Here is a 20,564-nt window from a genome sequence, read left to right as displayed (position 1 = left end):
CTCCTCGATCACCTCTCCATAAAGTGGGGCAATGCGCACTGGTGAGCCTCTGCCCGCCGTGGGGGAGGTTCTCGCCGCCCTCGCGACCGGCCTGTGGCACTGGGACACCGCCACGGAACTGGTCACGGTCGATGCCGAAGCCGCCCGGCTCCTCGGTCTGCCCGCCGTCCAGACGACCCTCACGGAAGCCCGGGCAAGGGCCCGTCTCCACCCGGTCGACTGGAACGAGATCATCGCCGTCGTCGGGCTGGCCGTCACGGAGGGCACGCTGGCAGAGGTGCGGATCCGGATCATGGACGAGCACGGACGGGTGATCCGCGTCGTCCGCTCCCGTTCCAAGCCCTCTTTCGACCCCGGCAAGAAGTCGTTCCAGCTGATCGGCACCCTCCAGGAGGTGACCGAGCCGACGCCCGGCACCCCGGCCGGACGCAGCGCCGTCACCGGCGACTGGCGGCGGTCCAGGGAGGCGTTCCTGCTGGACGCGGGACGGGCGCTGGCCGAGGCACGGTCCACGGAGGAGGTGCTGCGGGTCGCGGCGGGCCTGTCGATGCCGGGGTTCAGCCCCGACGGGCTCGCGGTGTTCGGCGTCGAGGGCGACCGGCTGACGATCACCGGCCACCACGGGGCCCAGCCCGGCGATGACGGCCCCTTCTCCCACATGTCCCTGGACACGGACTATCCGGCCGCCGAGGTGGTCCGCACCGGCCGCGCCGTCTACATCTCCACCCCGGAGCAGTACAGATCCCGCTACCCGGTCACCTGGCCGCTCGCCTCGTCCTTCGGGCGCCACTCCTGGGCCTTTCTGCCGCTGACCGTGGCCGGCCGCACGATGGGCGCCTGGATGGCGGCCTTCGCCTACCCCGTCACCTTCAATCCCGACGAGCGGTCGGTGCTGACGACGGTCGCCCGCATGCTCGCCCAGGCACTGTCCCGCGCCGGTGTCGCCGAGACCGAGCGCGCGCTGACGGACGGCCTGCAGCGCTCGATGATGCCGACGCTCGGCCCGCAGATACCGGGCATGAACGTCACCGCCCGCTACGTCCCCACCGGGGGCGGGCTCCAGGTCGGCGGCGACTGGTACGACATGATCCCGCTGCCCAACGGCCGTATCGCCCTGGTCATCGGCGACGTCCAGGGCCATGACGTCCGGGCGGCCGGTCTGATGGGCCAGCTCCGCATCGCCCTGCGCGCCTACGCCTCCGAGGGCCACCGCCCCGACGCGGTGCTCTCCCGTGCCTCCCGCTTCCTGCACGGCATGACGGACGGAGCTGCCGAGGACGACGCCCACTCGGACCTGCGCTTCGCGACCTGTCTGTACGTCGAGGCCGATCCGGCGACCGGCACCCTCGACATCGCCCGCGCCGGGCACCCCGACCCGGCCATCCGCATGGCCGACGGCACGGTGATGGCCCGTCCGACGGCGGGCGGCCTGCCTCTCGGCATCGACCCGGACGCGGACTACCCGACCACCCGGATCGCCCTCGAAGCCGGCGAGACCATGCTGGTCTGCACCGACGGCCTGATCGAGACCGGCGGCCACGACCTGGAGAGCGGCTGGCAGCGGATCCGCACGATCCTGGAGGAGCACAAGGGCGATCTGGAGGAACTGGCGGACGCCCTGGTGCAGGGCGTGCACGGACCCTCCTCCCACCACACCACCGGCCCGCTCGCCGACCGGCGCGAGGACGACATAGCCGTACTGCTGCTGAGCCGGCCGGGGGAGGGCTACGGCGAGGCACTGTTCCTGCCGTCGCCGGTGCGCCGCACCATGCTCTCCGTCGCACAGGCGGAACCGGAGCGGGTGGCGGTGGCCCGTCAGCAGCTGCGTGAGCTGCTCCACGACTGGCCCTCGCCCGACCAGGTCGACTCCGCGGTGCTGCTGGTCTCCGAGATGCTCACCAACGTCCTCGTGCACACCGACGCCGACGCGCTGCTGCTGGCGGAGGTGCGGGGCGAACCCGGGAGCCGCCGGATGCGGATCCAGGTCAACGACACCAGCGACGCCCTCCCGCACAAGCGCCGCCCCGGCGAACTGGCCTCCTCCGGCCGCGGATTGATCCTCATCGAGCTGCTCGCGGACGCCTGGGGCGTGGACCCTCAGGGCGAGGGCAAGAGCATCTGGTTCGAGCTCTACGAATCCGGAGGCTCGGCCGAGCCCCCGGACGGCTCGGGTTCGGCGTAGCGCGCCCGCAGTTCGTGTACGACCGCGAAGCCGGCCGCGGCGAGCGGTACGGCGAGCAGCATGCCGAGGATCCCCGCCACGGACGCCCCAGCCGTGATCGCGACCATCACCACCGCCGGGTGCATCTGCGCGGTCCGGCTCTGGATCACCGGCGTGAGCACATGCCCCTCCAGCACCTGCACGGCGAGGACGACGCCGAGTACCCACAGCGCGATCACGAACCCGCGGTCGGCGAGCGCGACCAGCACGGCGACGGCACCGGAGATGAAGGCGCCGAGGTAGGGGATGAAGGCGCCGACGAACACGAGCGCGCCCAGCCCCACGGCCCCCGGCACACCCAGGACCAGCAGTCCCACGGTGATGCAGACGGCGTCGATGAGCGCGATGAAGGTGGTACCGCGCATGAACCCCTCGACGGCCTCGAAGGCCCGTCGTGCCATGGCCTCCAGCGTCTCGCCGCCCGGCCCCGGAGCGATCTCCCGGACCAGGCCGGCGGCCTTGTGCGAGTCCCGCAGGAAGAAGAAGACGAGGAACAGCGCCAGCACGGCCATGGCGATGCCCTCGCCCACGACGCTGACCCCGCTGATGACGTTGGACGCGGCCGTCCCGCCGAACTTGGTGAGCAGGTCCTTCGCGTTCGTGGCGAGGTCGTCCAGCGAGGTCCCCGCGGCCCCGAAGTGGTCGGCGACCCCCTGGCCCGCCTCCTTCAGCGAGGCGACGATCTCGTCACCGGTGTCGACGAGCGCGGCGACGACGATGTACACGGCTCCACCGACGACGGCCACGACCGCCACGCAGGTGAGCCCGGCGGCGAGGGACCGGTTGACCCCGGCCTTCACGAGCCGCCGGTGCAGGGGCCCCAGCAGGGCGGTCCCGAGCAGGGCGAGCAGCACCGGCACCACGGCCGTACGGAACGCGGAGCACAGCAGCACCCCGACGTAGACCACTCCCGCACCGAGCAGCACGACAGCGCACCAGGCGGCGAACCGCCGGACGGGGTCGGGAAGGAACTGCACCCGTCCAGCGGATCACGCGCGTGCATGCGCTGTCCTGCGCGAACGACCCAGCCGGGTGAGATCCGGCGGTGCGTCGCTCGCGGTCCTACAGGCCGCCCTCGGTCATCCCGTGCACCGCGGGGATCGTCCCGAGCCGGCCCTTCTGGAAGTCGTCGAAGGCCTGCTGGAGTTCCTCGCGGGTGTTCATGACGAACGGGCCGTAGTGGGCCATCGGCTCACGGATCGGCTGCCCGCCCAGGAGTACGACCTCCAGGTCCGGCGCGTTGGAGTCCTGCTTGTCGTCCGCGCGGACGGTCAGGGACCCGCCGGCACCGAATACCGCCGTCTGCCCCTTCTGGACCGGACGCCGATCAGCGCCCACCGCACCGCGCCCCGCCAGCACATACGCAAGCCCGTTGAAGTCCTCGCGCCACGGCAGCGTGATCTCCGCGCCCGGCGCCAGCGTCGCGTGGATCATCGTGATCGGCGTGTGCGTGATGCCGGGACCCTGGTGACCGTCCAGCTCACCGGCGATGACGCGCAGGAGCGCGCCGCCGTCCGGGGTCGTCAGCAGCTGGACGTTGCCGCCACGGATGTCCTGGTAGCGCGGGGCCATCATCTTGTCCTTGGCCGGGAGGTTCACCCACAGCTGCAGACCGTGGAAGAGGCCGCCGGACATGACGAGGGACTCCGGCGGCGCCTCGATGTGCAAGAGGCCCGAGCCCGCGGTCATCCACTGGGTGTCGCCGTTGGTGATGGTGCCGCCACCGCCCTGCGAGTCCTGGTGGTCGAAGATGCCGTCGATGATGTACGTGACGGTCTCGAAGCCGCGGTGCGGGTGCCAGGGGGTGCCCTTGGGCTCACCCGGCGCGTACTCCACCTCGCCCATCTGATCCATCATGATGAACGGATCCAGATGCCGGTAGTTGATCCCGGCGAACGCCCGGCGCACCGGGAAGCCCTCGCCCTCGAACCCGCTCGGCGCGGTCGTGACGGCGAGTACGGGACGTGCCACGGCATCGGCCGACGCGGTCACGCGCGGCAGCGTCAGCGGGTTCTCGACGGTCACTGCAGGCATGTCGGTACCTCCTTGTGTACGACCACTTTAGTTGAGCGTTGAACTTTCTACCAGCCCCAACAGAGAAAGCCCGGAGGACATTCCCTCCGGGCGTCGGGTACAACGGGGCGGTGGACGTCAGCCGCGTGCGCGGCTGTCAGCCGTACATCCTGCGCATCGCGAACTCGACCATCTGCTCCACGGCCTTCGCGTCGAAGACCATGCGGTGCTCGCCCTCCATGTCGAGGACGAAACCGTAGCCGGTGGGCAGGAGGTCGATGACCTCGGCTCCCGTGATCACGAAGTACTTGGACTCCTTGCCCGCGTACCGGCGCAGTTCCTTGAGCGAGGTGAACATGGGGATCACCGGCTGCTGGGTGTTGTGCAGGGCGAGGAAGCCGGGGTTGTCGCCGCGCGGGCAGTAGACCTTCGAGGTCGCGAAGACCTGCTGGAAGTCCTCCGCGGACAATTGGCCGGTGGTGAAGGCCCGCACCGCGTCCGCGAGGGACGGCGGGGACGGCTCGGGGTACAGCGGCTGCTGCTGCCCGTAACCGCCCGGGCCCTGCTGCGGCTGGGCGTACTGCTGCTGGGCACCCGCACCCACGTTCTGGTCGTAGCCGTACATGGGCGCAAGAGTACTGAGTCACAGATGACCCGTTCGGGGTTGCTTCTTATTACCGACGGGTAGCATCATCGTAGCTACTTGTTGGTATGTGAACTAGCGCGAGGAGCTACACCCGGTGCCTCGCCGATCTCTTTAACGGAGCCGTCGCCATGGGGCACTACAAGTCGAATCTGCGCGACATCGAGTTCAACCTCTTCGAGGTCCTGGGGCGGGACAAGCTGTACGGCACCGGCCCGTTCGAGGAGATGGACACCGAGACCGCGAAAAGCATCCTCCAGGAGATGACCCGGCTCGCGGAGAACGAGCTGGCGGAGTCCTTCGCGGACGCGGACCGCAACCCGCCGGTCTTCGACCCGGAGACGAACACCGCCCCGGTCCCCGCGTCCTTCAAGAAGAGCTACAAGGCCTTCATGGAATCCGAGTACTGGCGGCTCGGCCTGCCCGAGGAGGTCGGCGGCACCACCTCCCCGCGCTCCCTGATCTGGGCCTATGCGGAGCTGCTGCTCGGCTCGAACCCGGCCGTGTGGATGTACGCCTCCGGCCCGGCGTTCGCCGGCATCCTCTTCGACGAGGGCAACGACGTCCAGAAGCACATCGCGAAGATCGCGGTGGAGCGCACCTGGGGCTCGACCATGGTGCTGACCGAGCCCGACGCGGGCTCGGACGTCGGCGCCGGCCGTACCAAGGCGGTCCAGCAGGAGGACGGCTCCTGGCACATAGAGGGCGTGAAGCGGTTCATCACGTCCGGTGAGCACGACATGGAGGAGAACATCCTCCACTACGTCCTCGCCCGCCCGGAGGGCCACGGCCCCGGCACCAAGGGCCTGTCCCTCTTCCTCGTCCCGAAGTACCTCTTCGACTTCGAGACCGGCGAGCTGGGCGAGCGCAACGGCGTGTACGCGACGAACGTCGAGCACAAGATGGGCCTCAAGGCGTCCAACACCTGCGAGATGACCTTCGGCGACCGGCACCCCGCCAAGGGCTGGCTGATCGGCGACAAGCACGACGGCATCCGCCAGATGTTCCGCATCATCGAGTTCGCGCGGATGATGGTCGGCACGAAGGCGATCTCCACGTTGTCGACGGGCTACCTGAACGCGCTGGAGTACGCCAAGGAGCGCGTCCAGGGCCCCGACCTGGCGAACTTCATGGACAAGAGCGCGCCCAAGGTCACCATCACGCACCACCCGGACGTACGCCGCTCGCTGATGACGCAGAAGGCGTACGCGGAGGGCATGCGTGCGCTGGTGCTCTACACGGCCTCCCTCCAGGACGAGATCCAGGTCAAGGAGGCGGCCGGCGAGGACATCTCCGCGCTGGAGGCGCTGAACGACCTGCTCCTGCCGATCGTCAAGGGCTACGGCTCCGAGAAGGGCTACGAGCAGCTCGCCCAGTCGCTGCAGACCTTCGGCGGCTCCGGCTTCCTGCAGGAGTACCCGATCGAGCAGTACATCCGCGACGCCAAGATCGACACCCTGTACGAGGGCACGACGGCGATCCAGGGCCAGGACTTCTTCTTCCGGAAGATCGTCCGCAACCAGGGCGCGGCCCTCAACTCCCTCGCCGAGGACATCAAGAAGTTCCTCGCGCTGGGCACGGGCGGCGAGGAGCTGGCCGGCGCCCGCGAGCACCTCGCGAAGGCCGCCGTCGAGCTGGAGGCCATCGTCGGTCTGATGCTGACCGACCTCGCGGCCACCGAGCAGGACGTCAAGAACATCTACAAGGTGGGCCTGAACACCAGCCGTGTGCTGCTCGCCTCCGGTGACGTGGTCGTCGGCTACCTGCTGCTCAAGGGTGCCGCGATCGCCGCCGAGAAGCTGGAGACGGCGTCCGCGAAGGACACAGCGTTCTACACGGGCAAGATCGCGGCGGCGAAGTTCTTCGCGGCCAACGTCCTGCCGGGTGTCACCGGCGCCCGCAAGCTCGCCGAGGGCGTCGACCTGGACCTGATGGAGCTCGACGAGGCCGCGTTCTAGCCTGCCCGGTTCCGGGTTCCGCGTTCCCTCGTTCTGGGTAGCCAGAACTCCACATCGCCCTCACGAGGGCCCGCTCCCCTTCACGAGGAGTGGGCCCTCGTACGTCGTTAAGGTGAACCCCATGAGCGAACCCCCCCGCTTCGACCGCGGCCACACCGACGACCTCATGTCCTTCCTGACGGCCAGTCCGTCGCCTTACCACGCGGTGGCGAGTGCCGCCGAGCGGCTGGAGAAGGCAGGCTTCAGGCAGGTCGCGGAGACGGACGCCTGGGACGGGACGAGCGGCGGCAAGTACGTACTGCGTGGCGGCGCGATCGTGGCCTGGTACGTCCCCGAGGGCGCGGCGCCCCACACGCCGTTCCGCATCGTCGGCGCGCACACCGACTCCCCGAACCTTCGGGTCAAGCCGCAGCCGGACACCGGCGCGCACGGCTGGCGCCAGGTGGCCGTGGAGATCTACGGCGGGCCTCTGCTCAACTCCTGGCTCGACCGCGACCTGGGCCTGGCCGGCCGGCTGACGCTGCGGGACGGCTCCACGCGTCTGGTGAACGTCGACCGGCCGCTGCTGCGTGTCCCCCAGCTCGCGATCCATCTGGACCGTTCGGTGTCGACGGAGGGCCTCAAGCTCGACAAGCAGCGCCATCTGCAGCCGATCTGGGGTCTGGGCGGCGATGTGCGCGACGGGGACCTGATCGCCTTCCTGGAGGAGACCGCGGGGCTGGCGGCGGGCGAGGTCACCGGCTGGGACCTGATGACGCACTCCGTGGAGCCGCCGGCCCACCTGGGCCGGGACAAGGAGCTGCTCGCGGGCCCGCGCATGGACAACCTGCTGTCGGTCCACTCCGGCGTGGCAGCACTCACCGCGGTCTCGGGCGCCGACCCGGACTGCATCCCCGTACTGGCCGCGTTCGACCACGAGGAGAACGGCTCGCAGTCGGACACGGGCGCGGACGGGCCGCTGCTCGGCAGTGTGCTGGAGCGCTCGGTGTTCGCGCGCGGAGGGTCCTTCGAGGACCGGGCGAGAGCCTTCGCGGGCACGGTCTGTCTCTCCTCGGACACGGGCCACGCGGTGCACCCCAACTACGCGGAGCGCCACGACCCGACGCACCACCCCCGCGTCAACGGCGGCCCGATCCTCAAGGTCAACGTCAACAACCGCTACGCCACGGACGGTTCGGGACGCGCGGTGTTCGCCGCCGCCTGCGAGAAGGCGAACGTCCCCTTCCAGTCCTTCGTCTCCAACAACTCCATGCCCTGCGGCACCACGATCGGCCCGATCACCGCGGCCCGGCACGGCATCAAGACGGTCGACATCGGCGTCGCGATCCTCTCGATGCACAGCGCACGGGAGTTGTGCGGCGTGGACGACCCGCATCTGCTGGCGAACGCCCTGGTGGCCTTTCTGCAGGGGTAGTTCCGTGATGGGCGGTTCCGTGACGTGCGGTTCCGCCAGTTCCGAGACGTGAGCGATCGCCTCCGCATGGGCACGGGCGGGGCGGGTACCCGCAGTTGACCGGGCGACCGGGAAGGCCGGAGAGACCGGACCCACCGGACCGGGCAGGGAGGCGACGCGCATGGGCCTCGGCGGATGCATCATCCTCATCGCCGCGGGAGCCATCCTCACGTTCGCGACCGACTGGCAGATGAAGGGGGTCAATCTCGACGTGGTCGGGATCATCCTCATGATCGTCGGACTGATCGGCGTCAGCACCTTCAGCGGCATCGCCCGACGTCGGCGCGTGGTGGTGCCGCCCACGACGCCGGTCGTCGAGGAGGAACGACACCACCACCGGGACGGCTACAGCGACGGCTACGGCGTCTGAGCGTCCATCCCGGCGAGCGCAAAGTCGGTACCAAGGCCCGCACAGAGGCCGGCACCAGCAGGAGGCGGCCCGTCCCCTCCACCGTGAGGCGGACGGGCACGCCCCTGTTCCTGCCCAGCCGCCCCGGCCGGCCTGAGGGGCGCGGACGTTCAGTCGGCCTTCCCGGCCCGCTGTACGAGGTGACGCTGTGCGCGCCCACGCCCGAGGTACGGATGAACCACGGGTTCTTCACCCTGGCCGGGGTGCCGGGGCTGGACGCGGTGGACGAGGCCGACACCCTCGTCGTGCCCGGCCGGCCGGACAACGTCGTACCGCGCGGCGAGGCCGTCCTGGAGGCGATCCGGCGCGCCCACGCGCGGGAGGCGCGCGTGATGAGCCTGTGCACCGGCAGTTTCGCGCTCGCCGAGGCCGGGCTGCTGGACGGGCGGCGGGCCACCACACACTGGATGTGGGCCGAGACCTTCCGCGAGCTGCATCCGAAGGTCCTGCTGGAGCCCGACGTGCTCTTCGTCGACGAGGGCGGCATCCTGACCGCCGCCGGCAGCGCCGCCGCGCTCGACCTCGGCCTACACGTCATCAGGAAGGACCACGGCGCCGAGATCGCCAACGCCGTCGCCCGGAGGCTGGTCTTCGCGGCCCACCGAAACGGCGGACAGCGGCAGTTCGTGGAGCGGCAGGTGCCTCAGGTGCCCGAGGAGTCGCTCGCGCCCCTGCTGGCGTGGGCGCAGGAGCGGTTGGGGGAGCCGCTGACGGTGGCGGACCTGGCGGCCCGTGCGGCGTTCTCGCCCGCCACGCTCCACCGGCGCTTCCGGACGGAGCTCGGGACGACGCCGCTGGCGTGGCTGACGGGGGAGCGGGTGGCGTTGGCCTGCCGGCTGATCGAGCGTGGGGAGGAGCGGCTGGACGTGGTGGCCGCGAGGAGCGGTCTCGGGACCGCGGCGAACCTGCGCGCGCGTGCGGCGCGAGACCGGACTCAGCCCGTCGGCCTACCGGCGGCGTTTCGGACCGGCCGCCGGGGAAGCGGTAACGGCATGAGATTCCTCGTACGCGACCGACTCCTCGGCTTCGGTGACGACTACTGGATCGAGGACGAGCACGGCAACAAGGTGTTCCTCGTCGACGGCAAGGCCATGCGTCTCAGGGACACCTTCGAGCTGAAGGACACGCAGGGGCGCGTCCTCATCGACATCCACCAGAAGATGTTCGCCCTGCGCGACACCATGGTGATCGGACGGGACGGCCAGGCCTTCGCCCGTATCAAGCGCAAGCGTCTGTCGCTGCTGCGCAACCACTACCGGGTCTCCCTGGTCGACGGCACCGAGCTCGACGTCAGCGGCAAGATCCTCGACCGGGAGTTCGCCGTCGAGTACGACGGTGAGCTGCTGGCCGTCATCTCCCGGAGGTGGCTGCACGTCCGGGAGACCTACGGCGTCGACGTCGTACGGGACGACGCGGACCCGGCGCTGCTGGTCGCGGTGGCGGTGTGCGTGATCCACCTGGCGGAGAAGGAACGGGAGGACGACTAGCGGCGCGGGGGTTCCAGTCCCAGCATGCGGTCCTTCAGGGCCGGGAACTGCTCGCGCGTGGCCGCGACCTTCGCCGGGTCGAAGTCCACGGTGAGGATCTCCTCGCCCGCCCCTGCCTGAGCGAGCACCTCGCCCCACGGATCCACCACGATCGAGTGACCCGCCTGTGGAACTCCCGCATGCGTCCCGGCCGTTCCACAGGCAAGCACGAACGCCTGGTTCTCGACCGCCCGCGCCTGGGCCAGCAGCGTCCAGTGCGCCCGGCGGCGCTCCGGCCAGCCCGCCGGGACGACGAAGGTCGCGGCGCCGGCGTCGACGAGACCACGGAAGAGTTCGGGGAAGCGGAGGTCGTAGCAGGTGGCGAGGCCGAGGGTCGTCTCTGGCAGACGGACTGTCACCAGTTCGCGCCCCGCGCCCATCAACACGGCCTCGCCCTTGTCGAAGCCGAAGCGGTGGATCTTGCGGTAGGCGGCGGCGAGATCACCGGAGGGGGAGAAGACGAGGGAGGTGTTGTAGAGGGGGCCCTCGGGGTCACGTTCGGGGATCGAGCCCGCGTGCAGCCACACGCCCGCGTCGCTCGCCGCCTTGGCCATCGCCTCGTACGTCGGCCCTTCGAGCGGTTCGGCCTCGCTGCCGAACTCCTGGTAGGCGAAGGCTCCCGTCGTCCACAGCTCCGGCAGCACGACCAGATCGGCCCCGGCCTGTTCCCGTACCAGCGAAGCCACCCGCCGCCGACGCGATTCGACCGATTCGCCCTCTTTTACGGCGATCTGGATGAGAGAGGCGCGCACACTACCACCGTCCTGGCATTCGAGCCGTCCACACGGGCCTACGATCGTCACACGAAAGCACTGCCGGGGTGCCTCAGGGCAGCGTAACTTAGCGTTCCAAGACACCCGCCGACAGCCACCTCCCACTGGCAACGCCGCCACCACCAGCCCGTGTACCGACCGCCGAGGGGTCCCGTTCCGTGAGTCTGCATCCCACCCTCCAGCCCTACGCCGACGCCTGGACCCACTCCATCGAAGCGATATCCGAGCTGGTGGGACCACTGGCGGAGGGAGAGTGGAACCGGCGGACGCCGTGCCCGGGCTGGTCGGTCCGTGACGTGGTCTCCCACGTCATGGGTCTGGACTGCGAGATGCTGGGCGACCCGCGCCCCATCCACACGCTGCCGCGCGACCTCTTCCACGTCACCAACGACAGCCAGCGCTACATGGAGATGCAGGTCGACGTCCGCCGCCACCACACGGCGCCGGAGATGACCTCCGAGCTGGAGTACGTGATCATCCGCCGCAACCGCCAGCTGCGGAACGAGTCGCGTGACCCGGGCACCAAGGTGCGCGGCCCGCTCGGCAGCGAACTCGGCCTCGAAGAGTCCATGCGCGCCCATGCGTTCAACGTGTGGGTGCACGAACAGGACCTGCGCGCCGCCCTCGGCCGCCCCGGCAACCTCGACTCCCCCGGCGCGCACATCGCACGTGACGTGCTCCTCGCCGAGCTGCCGAGGATCGTCGCCGACGACGCGTCCGCGCCGCGCAGTTCGGCGGTCGTCTTCGACGTGCACGGCCCGATCGAGTTCCTGCGCACCATCCGCGTCGACATCCAGGGCCGGGGCACCCTGGAGACCGCCCCCGCCCTCGGCCCCGCCGCCACCCTCACCCTCGACTGGGAGACGTACGTCCGCCTGGCCTGCGGCCGGGTGACGCCCGCGGCCGTGGCGGACCGGGTGAAGGCGGAGGGGGACCCGGAGCTGACGGGCGCGATCCTGCGTAACTTCACCGTGACGTCGTAGGGCGTCGCCCGAGGGCACCACAGCAAACCCAGCGGACACAGCGGACACGTCAGCGGTGAAGGCGGTTCGCGGCGGGCACCCCGCCTCACACCGGCAGGTGCACGGTCTTCACACCGGCGTGCACGGACCTCACACCGGCACGTGCACGGTCTCTACCCGACTCGCCACCAGGCGCTCCCGCTCCCGCCGGGCGACCCGCCCGCGCAGCCGCAGGATCTGGCTGATGCCGAGCGCCTGGAGGACGAAGACCGAGGAGAACGCGACGGTGTAGTCGTCGCCGGTGGCGTCCAGCAGCACCCCGATCGCGAACAGGGTGGTCATCGACGCGACGAAGCCGCCCATGTTGGTGATCCCGGAGGCGGTGCCCTGGCGCTCCGCCGGGTTGGCCGGCCGCGCGAAGTCGAAGCCGATCATCGACGCCGGTCCGCACGCGCCGAGCACCGTGCACAGCACGATCAGCAGCCACATCGGGGCCCGGTCGGCCGGGTAGGCCAGCGCCGCCGCCCACACGGTCGCCGTCGCCGCCACGGTCCCGAGCGCCAGCGGCAGCCGCGCCACGTGGTGCCGGGCGATGACCTGGCCGTAGACGAGCCCCACGACCATGTTCGACAGGACGACCAGGGTGAGGAGTTCGCCGGCCGTGGCCCGGGACAGGCCCTGCGCCTGGACCAGGAACGGCATGCCCCACAGCAGCAGGAACACCATCGCCGGGAACTGGGTCGTGAAGTGCACCCACAGCCCGAGCCGCGTCCCCGGCTCCCGCCAGGAGGCCGCGATCTGCCGCCGTACGTACGCGGCGCCCTGGTGCGGGAACGGCTCCGGCTCGCACCCCTCGGGGTGGTCCCGCAAGAACAGCAGGAGCAGGACGAGTACGACGACTCCGGCCAGCGCGCTGCCCGCGAAGGCGGCCGTCCAGCCGACCCCGTGCAGCAGCCGGGCCAGCACCAGCGTGGAGACCAGGTTGCCGGCCATGCCCGCGAGTCCCGCGAACTGCGCGATCAGCGGCCCGCGCCGCGCCGGGAACCAGCGGGTGCCCAGCCGCAGCACGCTGATGAAGGTCAGCGCGTCACCGCACCCGAGGAGCGCGCGCGAGGCGAGGGCCATGCCGTAGGAGGGGGAGAAGGCGAAGCCCAGCTGCCCCGCCGTGAACAGCACGACCCCGATGGTCAGCACCTTCTTGGTGCCGAGCCGGTCCACCAGTAGGCCGACGGGTATCTGCATGCCCGCGTACACGAGCAGCTGCAGGATCGAGAAGGTCGACAGGGCCGACGCGTTGACGTGGAAGCGGTCGGCGGCGTCCAGGCCGGCGACCCCGAGGGACGTACGGAAGATGACCGCGACGAAGTAGACGGAGACGCCGATGCCCCACACCGCCATCGCGCGCCGGCCGCCCGGCGGATCACCCGGCAGGGTGAGCCGGGAGGCAGAGGAGGCCGAGCTCATCGGACCTCGCCCCGGGCCAGGTGCGAGAACCAGCTGATGTGCCGGTGCACGACCCCGACCGCCTCCTCCGGGTCCCCGGAGCGCAGCGCCCGGAGGATCTCCTCGTGCTCGGCGAGGGTCTTGGCGATCCGGTCGGGGTGGGAGTGCATTACGGCGACGCCCATCCGCAGCTGGCGGTCGCGCAGTTGGTCGTAGAGCCGGGAGAGGATCTCGTTTCCCCCGCTGCGGACGATCTCGGCGTGGAAGCAGCGGTCGGTGACGGCGGCCGCGGCGAGGTCGCCCGCGGCGGCCTGCGCCTTCTGCTTGGCCAGCAGCTCCTCCAGCCGCTCGACGAGGCCCGCCGGGGCGGGCACGGCCTTGCGCGCCGCATGTCCCTCGACCAGCAGCCTGGTCTCCACCACGTCCGCGATCTCCTGTGCGGACACGGACAGGACCAGGGCTCCCTTCTTCGGGTAGAGCTTGATCAGCCCTTCCACCTCCAGCCGCAGCAGTGCCTCGCGCACGGGAGTGCGGGAGACCCCCACGGCCTCGGCGAGTTCGCCCTCGGTCAGCAGGGTCCCGCCCTCGTAGCGGCGCTCGAGAACTCCCTGCTTGACGTGGGTGTAGACGCGGTCGGCGGCTGGTGGCTGCTTGGCGGTCAGAGTCCCCGGACTGATCATGCGAACAGCATAGATACAACACGTACGCATGAAGGCGCCCGTCCATCATGCGGACCGATCACCCGGGAGATCACCTCAATGGATCACCTTTGCGGGAACCCGCCTCTGCAACCACACAACCTTCTGTGCTAATTACGTGTCACACACCTGCGGCCCTATTTTCTCCCCCTCCAACTCGGCCGCATATCAGGGGCATTCGACGTAATCGGGGTATTTCAGTTGATTACTGCCATCACCGGCACCAAGGGCAGCCGCCGCCGAGCCGCCGCGGTCACCGTCACCGCAGGAGCCGTGCTCGCGACCGGCGCCCTCGCGGCAGCGCCCGCGCAGGCCGTCGCGACGCCCTCGATCGTGGCCAAGGGCGGCTACGTGATGAACAATTCCAACGCCAAGACGCTGTACACGAAGGCCGCGGACACCAAGCGCTCCACCGGCTCGACCACCAAGATCATGACGGCGAAGGTCGTGCTCGCGTCGTCGAACCTGAACCTCGACGCCAAGGTCACGATCCAGAAGGCGTACAGCGACTACGTCGTCGCCAACAACGCCTCTCAGGCCCACCTGATCGTCGGCGACAAGGTGACGGTCCGTCAGCTGCTGTACGGGCTGATGCTCCCGTCGGGCTGTGACGCCGCCTATGCCCTCGCCGACAAGTTCGGCTCGGGCTCGACGCGCGCCGCGCGCGTGAAGTCGTTCATCGGCAAGATGAACACCGCCGCGAGGAACCTGCACCTGACGAACACCAAGTTCGACTCGTTCGACGGCATAGGGAATGGTTCCAACTACTCGACCCCGCGCGACCTGACGAAGATCGCCAGCAGCGCCATGAAGAACTCCACGTTCCGTACGGTCGTGAAGACGAAGTCCTACACGGCGAGGACCATCACCAAGACGGGCAGCACCCGCACGATGGCCGCCTGGACCAACACGAACGGCCTGCTGAGCAGCTACAGCGGCACGATCGGCGTGAAGACGGGCTCCGGCCCCGAGGCCAAGTACTGCCTCGTCTTCGCCGCCACCCGGGGCGGCAAGACGGTCATCGGCACCGTCCTCGCCTCCACCTCCATCGCCCAGCGCGAGTCGGACGCGAAGAAGCTCCTGAGCTACGGATTCTCCACGATCTGAGTCGGGCCCGGCAGTCATGCCGGGCCGAAGGGCCCCGTCGCTGTCGGCGACGGGGCCCTTCGGCGATCTGCCCCCGGCTGCATCCAGCCGGACCTGGCTTGCCAAGCTGACCAAGCGGTGCCGGGCCGGCCGTCAGGCCCAGGTGATGAGCCTCTTCGGCTGCTCCAGGATCGCCGCCACGTCCGCCAGGACCTTCGAGCCCAACTCGCCGTCCACCAGCCGGTGATCGAAGCTCAGCGCCAGGGTCGTCACCTGGCGCGGCTTCACCTTGCCCTTGTGGACCCACGGCTGGAGCTTGATCGAGCCGACCGCGAGGATCGCGGACTCGCCGGGGTTGAGGATCGGCGTGCCCGTGTCGATGCCGAAGACGCCGACGTTGGTGATGGTCACCGTGCCGGCCTGCATCGCCGCCGGGGACGTCTTGCCCTCGCGGGCCGTGGACACCAATTCGCCCAGGGACTCGGCCAGTTGCGGGAGGGTCTTGGCGTGCGCGTCCTTGATGTTCGGGACGATCAGGCCGCGCGGTGTGGCCGCCGCGATGCCCAGGTTGACGTAGTGCTTGAGCACGATCTCCTGGGCCGTCTCGTCCCAGGACGCGTTGATGTCCGGGTTGCGCCTGATGGCGGCCAGGAGGGCCTTGGCGATCAGCAGCAGCGGGTTCACGCGCAGTCCCGCGAACTCCTTGTCCTGCTTGAGCTCCTCGACCAGCTTCATCGTGCGGGTCACGTCCACCGTCACGAACTCCGTGACGTGCGGCGCCGTGAACGCCGAGCCGATCATCGCCTGTGCGGTCGCCTTGCGGACCCCCTTGATGGGGATACGGGTCTCACGGGCCCCGTCGTACGCCGGCACGGGCGCCGGGGGCACGGAGACCGCCGGGGCCGTCACCGGCTCCGGGGCCGGCGGTGCCACCGCCGCATGCACGTCCTCGCGCGTGATGACGCCGTCGGGGCCCGACGGGGTGACCGTGGTCAGGTCGACGCCCAGGTCCTTCGCCAGCTTGCGCACCGGCGGCTTGGCGAGGGGGCGGGGAGTGTCGGCGGCGACCGGCGCATGGCCGTTCAGCTCCGTCCGGAGCGCCGTCGAGGCCCGGGCGACCGCGACCTCCGGGCCCTTGCGCGGGCGGCGCTTGGTGGAGGACGTGGCGACCCCGTAGCCGACGAGCACCGGCTGGCGGCCCGAGCCCACGGACTTCTTCTCCTCGGCGGGCGCGGCGGCCGCGGGAGCCACGGCGGGCGCCTCCACGGCGGCCTCGGTCCCGGCGGCCGCGGTTCCGCCCGACACGTCCACCGCGATGATCGACGTGCCCACGTCCACCGTGGTGCCCTCGGGGAAGTGCAGGTCGCGGACCACCCCGTCGTACGGGATGGGCAGTTCCACCGCCGCCTTCGCGGTCTCGACCTCGCACACCACCTGGCCGTCGGTGACCGTGTCGCCGGGCTTGACGTACCACTTGAGGATCTCGGCCTCGGTGAGGCCCTCGCCCACGTCCGGCATCTTGAACTCGCGTACGGACGCTTCCGTCATCGTCGTCACGACCCTCTCCTCAGTACGCCAGGGCGCGGTCGACGGCGTCGAGCACCCGGTCCAGGCCCGGCAGGTACTCCTCCTCCAGGCGGGCCGGCGGGTACGGGGCGTGGTAGCCGCCGACCCTGAGGACCGGTGCCTCCAGGTGGTAGAAGCAGCGCTCCGTGATGCGGGCGGCGATCTCCGCGCCCGAGCCGAGGAACACCGGCGCCTCGTGGACCACGACCAGGCGGCGCGTCTTCTCCACCGACGTCTGGATCGAGTCGAAGTCCAGCGGGGAGACCGAGCGCAGGTCCAGCACCTCCAGGGACTTGCCCTCCTCGGCGGCCGCGTCGGCCACCTCCTGGCAGAGCTTCACCATCGGGCCGTACGCGACGAGGGTCAGGTCGGTGCCCTCACGGACGACCTGCGCCCTGTGCAGCGGACCGGGGATGGCCTCGGTGTTGACCTCGGCCTTGTCCCAGTAGCGTCGCTTCGGTTCGAAGAAGATCACCGGGTCGTCGCTCTGGATGGCCTGCTGCATCATCCAGTACGCGTCCGACGCGTTGGAGGGGCTGACCACCTTCAGGCCCGCCACGTGCGCGAAGAGCGCCTCGGGGGACTCGGAGTGGTGCTCCACCGCGCCGATGCCGCCGCCGTAGGGGATGCGGACGACGACCGGGAGCTTGACCTTGCCCAGCGAGCGGGCGTGCATCTTCGCGAGCTGCGTGACGATCTGGTCGTACGCCGGGAAGACGAAGCCGTCGAACTGGATCTCCACGACCGGGCGGTAGCCACGCAGGGCCAGGCCGATGGCGGTGCCCACGATGCCCGACTCGGCCAGCGGGGTGTCGATCACCCTGCTCTCGCCGAAGTCCTTCTGCAGGCCGTCCGTCACCCGGAAGACGCCGCCGAGCTTGCCGACGTCCTCGCCCATGATCAGGACCTTGGGGTCGGCATCCAGGGCGCGGCGCAGCGACTCGTTGATCGCCTTGGCGAGAGCCATGTTTTTGAACGTCACAGCCTCGGCCATCTCAGTGACCCCCCTCGTCTGCGAACGACGCCTGGTAGGCGGCGAACTGGGCTCGCTCCTCGTCGACGAGCGCATGCCCGTCCGCGTACACGTTCTCGAAGATGGCGAAGCGGTCCGGGTCCGGCATGGCGCGGACCGCCTCACGCACTCGTTTGCCCAACGCCTCGCTCTCGGCCTCGAGTTCCGCGAAGAATCCCTCGTCCGCGTGGTTTGAAGCCTCCAGGTACCGGCGAAGCCGCAGAATCGGGTCCTTCGCCTCCCAGGACTCGCGCTCCTCGTCGGCGCGGTACTTCGTCGGGTCGTCGGAGGTCGTGTGGGCGCCCATGCGATAGGTGTACGCCTCGACGAGCGTCGGCCCCTCGCCGTTGCGGGCGCGCTCCAGGGCCCACTTCGTCACCGCGAGACAGGCCAGCACGTCGTTGCCGTCCACCCGGACGCCCGGGAAGCCGTAGCCCTGCGCGCGCTGGTAGAGCGGCACGCGGGTCTGCTTCTCGGTCGGCTCGGAGATCGCCCACTGGTTGTTCTGGCAGAAGAACACCACCGGGGCGTTGTAGACCGCGGAGAAGGTGAAGGACTCGGCGACGTCACCCTGGCTGCTCGCGCCGTCGCCGAAGTAGGCGATCACGGCGCTGTCCGCGCCGTCCTTGGCGACGCCCATCGCGTAGCCCGTGGCGTGCAGCGTCTGGGAGCCGATGACGATCGTGTACAGGTGGAAGTTGTTGCCGTTGGGGTCCCAGCCGCCGTTGTTCACGCCGCGGAACATCCCGAGCAGGTTGGCCGGGTCGACCCCGCGGCACCAGGCGACGCCGTGCTCGCGGTAGGTCGGGAAGACGTAGTCGTCCTCGCGGGTGGCCCGGCCGGAGCCGATCTGGGCGGCCTCCTGGCCGAGCAGCGAGGCCCACAGGCCCAGCTCGCCCTGGCGCTGCAGGGAGGTGGCCTCGGCGTCGAAGCGTCGGGTGAGCACCATGTCGCGGTAGAGGCCGCGGAGCTCGTCGGGGGTGATGTCGGCGACGTACTTGTCGTACGCGGCGTTCTCTGGGTTCTTGAGCCGCTCGCCCTCTGGCGTCAGCAGCTGTACGAGCTCGGGGTCGGTGCCCGGCGCGTTTTTTGCGGTCGTGCGCTTGCCGGCCGTGCTCTTGGTTCCGGCGCTGCGTCGCGGTTTGCGCGCGGCAGTGCTCTCCACGGTCACGTGTGCTCCTCCGTCGGTCCGGCTACCCCGGGTTCGCCGGGTGCCAGTGCGGCTCACCTGCGGCCCTGCGGGCGCACAGGGTGGGTGCGGCCCGGTCGGGAACAGGCGTGACAGGTGCCCCGGCGAGCGCCCGCAAATAGCACGTTACCCAGTGCTCCACATTTCTGTGAAACCCCTCCTGACCTGCGATTTTGCTTGGATTTCCAAGTAAATCGCGAAAGTCCGGAACATCTCCTGGTCACAGCCTTGCAGGGGGCCGGAACAACGGCACGTTATCCCGGTGACCCAGGTCACCGGAAGAGCTTCTCTCAAGCGGGACTCGCACCCGTGTGTGAGACCGCGTACGTGCGCGAAGCGTGACATGTCCGGGTATTCCTGGTGGACGACCACGAGGTGTCCGGCGTGGCGTCCACGGCCTGCCGCCAGGCGAGGGCGGCATCGAGGCGGTGGCGGGAACAGTACGGCGAGGACGGTGCGCCCGACCGTCGACGGCCTGGAAAGCCACTTCGAGCACATGCCGTGACCGAATGCGACTGCCTGTGACAACGCCCAGCTCACAGGCCCGGCTCGTGCTCTAGCATCTGGCGCGTGTCGCGCTCCTCCGTACCACCCCAGGTGCCTCACGCGCCCCCTCTGGGCGCTCTGCTGCGCCAGTATTCCGCAGGCTGTGCCGTCGCCTGCGAGCCCGTGGACCAGGGCCTGCTCAACCGGGGCTTCCGCCTGTGCACCACGCGCGGCCGCTACTTCCTCAAGCACCACTTCGACCCCGAGACCGCCGACCCGGCCGCGATCGCCCGCCAGCACCGGGCCACCCAGCGCCTGGCCGACCTGGGCGTCCCGGTGGCCCCGCCGCTGGCCGGCCGGGACGGGCGTACGGTCGCCGTCGTCGGCGGGCACGCCTACGCGCTGCACCCGTGGATCGACGGACGCCACCGGCACGGCGGGCAGCTCAGCACCGGGCAGTGCGCGCGGCTCGGGGCACTGCTGGGGGTAGTGCACGCGAGCCTGGAGCGCGTGATGCCGGTGCACGCGCGCGCGTGCACGGAGCCCGACGCGGCCGACCCCGCCGACACGTTCACGCTCATCGACGATCTGCTCGGCCGCGTACGCCGCCACCGCCCTGCCGACTCCTTCGACGACCTCGCCCGCCACCGCCTCCTGGAACGGCGCGCACTCCTGGAGCAGCACGCCGACAGGCGCCCCACACGCGGGAGTTCGGTCGGCTGGGTGCACGGGGACTTCCACCCGTTCAACCTGCTCTACCGGGGAGACGCGCCCGCCGCCATCGTCGACTGGGACCGGCTGGGGCTCAGGCCCCGAGCGGAGGAGGCCGTACGCGCCGCCGCGATCTTCTTCGTACGCCCGGTGGGCACCCTCGACCTGCCGAAGGTGCGGGCGTACGCACGCGCGTACCGGCGCACGGCCGGCGCCACGCCCGCCGAGCTGACGGCGGCGGTGCACCGGGTGTGGTGGGAGCGCCTCAACGACTTCTGGATGCTGCGCTGGCACTACGAACGCGGCGACACCCGCGCCGACCCCCAGTTCCCGGCGGCCTCCGCACTGGCGGTGTGGTGGACGCGTGCGTACGACACGGTGTGCGAGGCGTTCGTGGAGTGAGGCGGGTGGTCCT

General features: G+C 70.2%; 17 protein-coding genes and 1 pseudogene. 9 read left to right on the top strand and 9 right to left on the bottom strand.

The window, feature by feature from the left end:
- Positions 1–31: 31 nt before the first annotated feature.
- Entirely contained in the window at positions 32–2,182 is a 2,151-nt protein-coding gene (locus tag ACYUED_RS22470) for a SpoIIE family protein phosphatase (protein WP_491294060.1), read from the top strand.
- Here the strand turns inward: ACYUED_RS22470 and ACYUED_RS22465 are convergent.
- The 3 genes from ACYUED_RS22465 to ACYUED_RS22455 all read right to left on the bottom strand — a co-directional run bounded on the left by ACYUED_RS22465 (position 2,131) and on the right by ACYUED_RS22455 (position 4,859).
- Complete coding sequence (locus ACYUED_RS22465; protein ID WP_491294059.1) at positions 2,131–3,198, bottom strand: AI-2E family transporter; 1,068 nt, start codon at positions 3,196–3,198, stop codon at positions 2,131–2,133. The two genes, ACYUED_RS22470 and ACYUED_RS22465, sit on opposite strands and share 52 nt — an antisense overlap.
- A gap of 85 nt (positions 3,199–3,283) precedes the next feature.
- Complete coding sequence (locus ACYUED_RS22460) at positions 3,284–4,255, bottom strand: pirin family protein (RefSeq protein ID WP_491294057.1); 972 nt, start codon at positions 4,253–4,255, stop codon at positions 3,284–3,286.
- A 136-nt stretch (positions 4,256–4,391) separates the two neighbouring features.
- A complete protein-coding gene (locus tag ACYUED_RS22455) occupies positions 4,392–4,859 on the bottom strand; it encodes an SseB family protein (RefSeq protein WP_030939169.1) in 468 nt (155 codons plus the stop codon).
- Positions 4,860–5,008: 149 nt separating this feature from the next.
- Between ACYUED_RS22455 and ACYUED_RS22450 the strand changes: the two genes are divergently transcribed.
- The 5 genes and pseudogenes from ACYUED_RS22450 to ACYUED_RS22430 all read left to right on the top strand — a co-directional run bounded on the left by ACYUED_RS22450 (position 5,009) and on the right by ACYUED_RS22430 (position 10,184).
- Entirely contained in the window at positions 5,009–6,835 is a 1,827-nt protein-coding gene (locus ACYUED_RS22450; RefSeq protein WP_491294056.1) for an acyl-CoA dehydrogenase, read from the top strand.
- Between the two features lie 121 nt (positions 6,836–6,956).
- A complete protein-coding gene (locus tag ACYUED_RS22445) occupies positions 6,957–8,249 on the top strand; it encodes a M18 family aminopeptidase (protein ID WP_491294054.1) in 1,293 nt (430 codons plus the stop codon).
- 160 nt (positions 8,250–8,409) lie between these two features.
- Positions 8,410–8,658 carry a DUF6458 family protein gene (locus ACYUED_RS22440; protein ID WP_266518039.1) on the top strand — a complete coding sequence of 83 codons (249 nt, stop codon included), beginning with the start codon at positions 8,410–8,412 and terminating at the stop codon, positions 8,656–8,658.
- A 152-nt stretch (positions 8,659–8,810) separates the two neighbouring features.
- Positions 8,811–9,693 (top strand): annotated as a pseudogene (locus tag ACYUED_RS22435) (GlxA family transcriptional regulator); the annotation flags it as partial.
- Positions 9,690–10,184 carry an LURP-one-related/scramblase family protein gene (locus tag ACYUED_RS22430; protein WP_491294051.1) on the top strand — a complete coding sequence of 165 codons (495 nt, stop codon included), beginning with the start codon at positions 9,690–9,692 and terminating at the stop codon, positions 10,182–10,184. The pseudogene ACYUED_RS22435 and the gene ACYUED_RS22430, both read left to right, overlap by 4 nt.
- Here the strand turns inward: ACYUED_RS22430 and ACYUED_RS22425 are convergent.
- Positions 10,181–10,975, bottom strand: a complete 795-nt coding sequence (locus tag ACYUED_RS22425) for a carbon-nitrogen family hydrolase (protein ID WP_491294049.1) — start codon at positions 10,973–10,975, stop codon at positions 10,181–10,183. The two genes, ACYUED_RS22430 and ACYUED_RS22425, sit on opposite strands and share 4 nt — an antisense overlap.
- Positions 10,976–11,154: 179 nt before the next feature.
- Between ACYUED_RS22425 and ACYUED_RS22420 the strand changes: the two genes are divergently transcribed.
- Positions 11,155–11,979 (top strand): maleylpyruvate isomerase family mycothiol-dependent enzyme, encoded by an 825-nt coding sequence (locus ACYUED_RS22420; RefSeq protein ID WP_491294047.1) that lies wholly within the window; start codon positions 11,155–11,157, stop codon positions 11,977–11,979.
- A 129-nt stretch (positions 11,980–12,108) separates the two neighbouring features.
- Here the strand turns inward: ACYUED_RS22420 and ACYUED_RS22415 are convergent, their stop codons facing one another.
- Positions 12,109–13,422 carry an MFS transporter gene (locus ACYUED_RS22415; protein ID WP_491294045.1) on the bottom strand — a complete coding sequence of 438 codons (1,314 nt, stop codon included), beginning with the start codon at positions 13,420–13,422 and terminating at the stop codon, positions 12,109–12,111.
- Positions 13,419–14,081: a GntR family transcriptional regulator gene (locus ACYUED_RS22410; protein ID WP_491294042.1), complete on the bottom strand. Its 663-nt coding sequence runs from the start codon at positions 14,079–14,081 to the stop codon at positions 13,419–13,421. The genes ACYUED_RS22415 and ACYUED_RS22410 overlap by 4 nt, the downstream gene beginning before the upstream one ends.
- Before the next feature lie 219 nt (positions 14,082–14,300).
- Here ACYUED_RS22410 and ACYUED_RS22405 point away from each other — a divergent pair, with 219 nt between their 5' ends.
- On the top strand, positions 14,301–15,206 hold the full coding sequence (locus ACYUED_RS22405; protein WP_491294041.1) for a D-alanyl-D-alanine carboxypeptidase family protein: 906 nt from the start codon (positions 14,301–14,303) through the stop codon (positions 15,204–15,206).
- A 132-nt stretch (positions 15,207–15,338) separates the two neighbouring features.
- Here ACYUED_RS22405 and ACYUED_RS22400 read toward each other — a convergent pair whose 3' ends face one another.
- From ACYUED_RS22400 to pdhA, 3 genes are read right to left on the bottom strand one after another with little or no spacing between them, the layout of a single operon-like run.
- A complete protein-coding gene (locus tag ACYUED_RS22400; protein ID WP_491294038.1) occupies positions 15,339–16,742 on the bottom strand; it encodes a dihydrolipoamide acetyltransferase family protein in 1,404 nt (467 codons plus the stop codon).
- A 10-nt stretch (positions 16,743–16,752) separates the two neighbouring features.
- A complete protein-coding gene (locus ACYUED_RS22395) occupies positions 16,753–17,745 on the bottom strand; it encodes an alpha-ketoacid dehydrogenase subunit beta (protein ID WP_491294034.1) in 993 nt (330 codons plus the stop codon).
- 1 nt (position 17,746) lies between these two features.
- A complete protein-coding gene (pdhA, locus tag ACYUED_RS22390) occupies positions 17,747–18,934 on the bottom strand; it encodes a pyruvate dehydrogenase (acetyl-transferring) E1 component subunit alpha (protein WP_491294033.1) in 1,188 nt (395 codons plus the stop codon).
- A gap of 615 nt (positions 18,935–19,549) precedes the next feature.
- Between pdhA and ACYUED_RS22385 the strand changes: the two genes are divergently transcribed.
- Positions 19,550–20,551: a phosphotransferase gene (locus ACYUED_RS22385; protein WP_491294369.1), complete on the top strand. Its 1,002-nt coding sequence runs from the start codon at positions 19,550–19,552 to the stop codon at positions 20,549–20,551.
- Positions 20,552–20,564: the final 13 nt, after the last annotated feature.

This window comes from Streptomyces sp. DF42 (assembly GCF_058267695.1).
The sequence above is the reverse complement of the archived record's forward strand: the minus strand, read 5'-3'. Positions and strand labels throughout refer to the sequence as shown.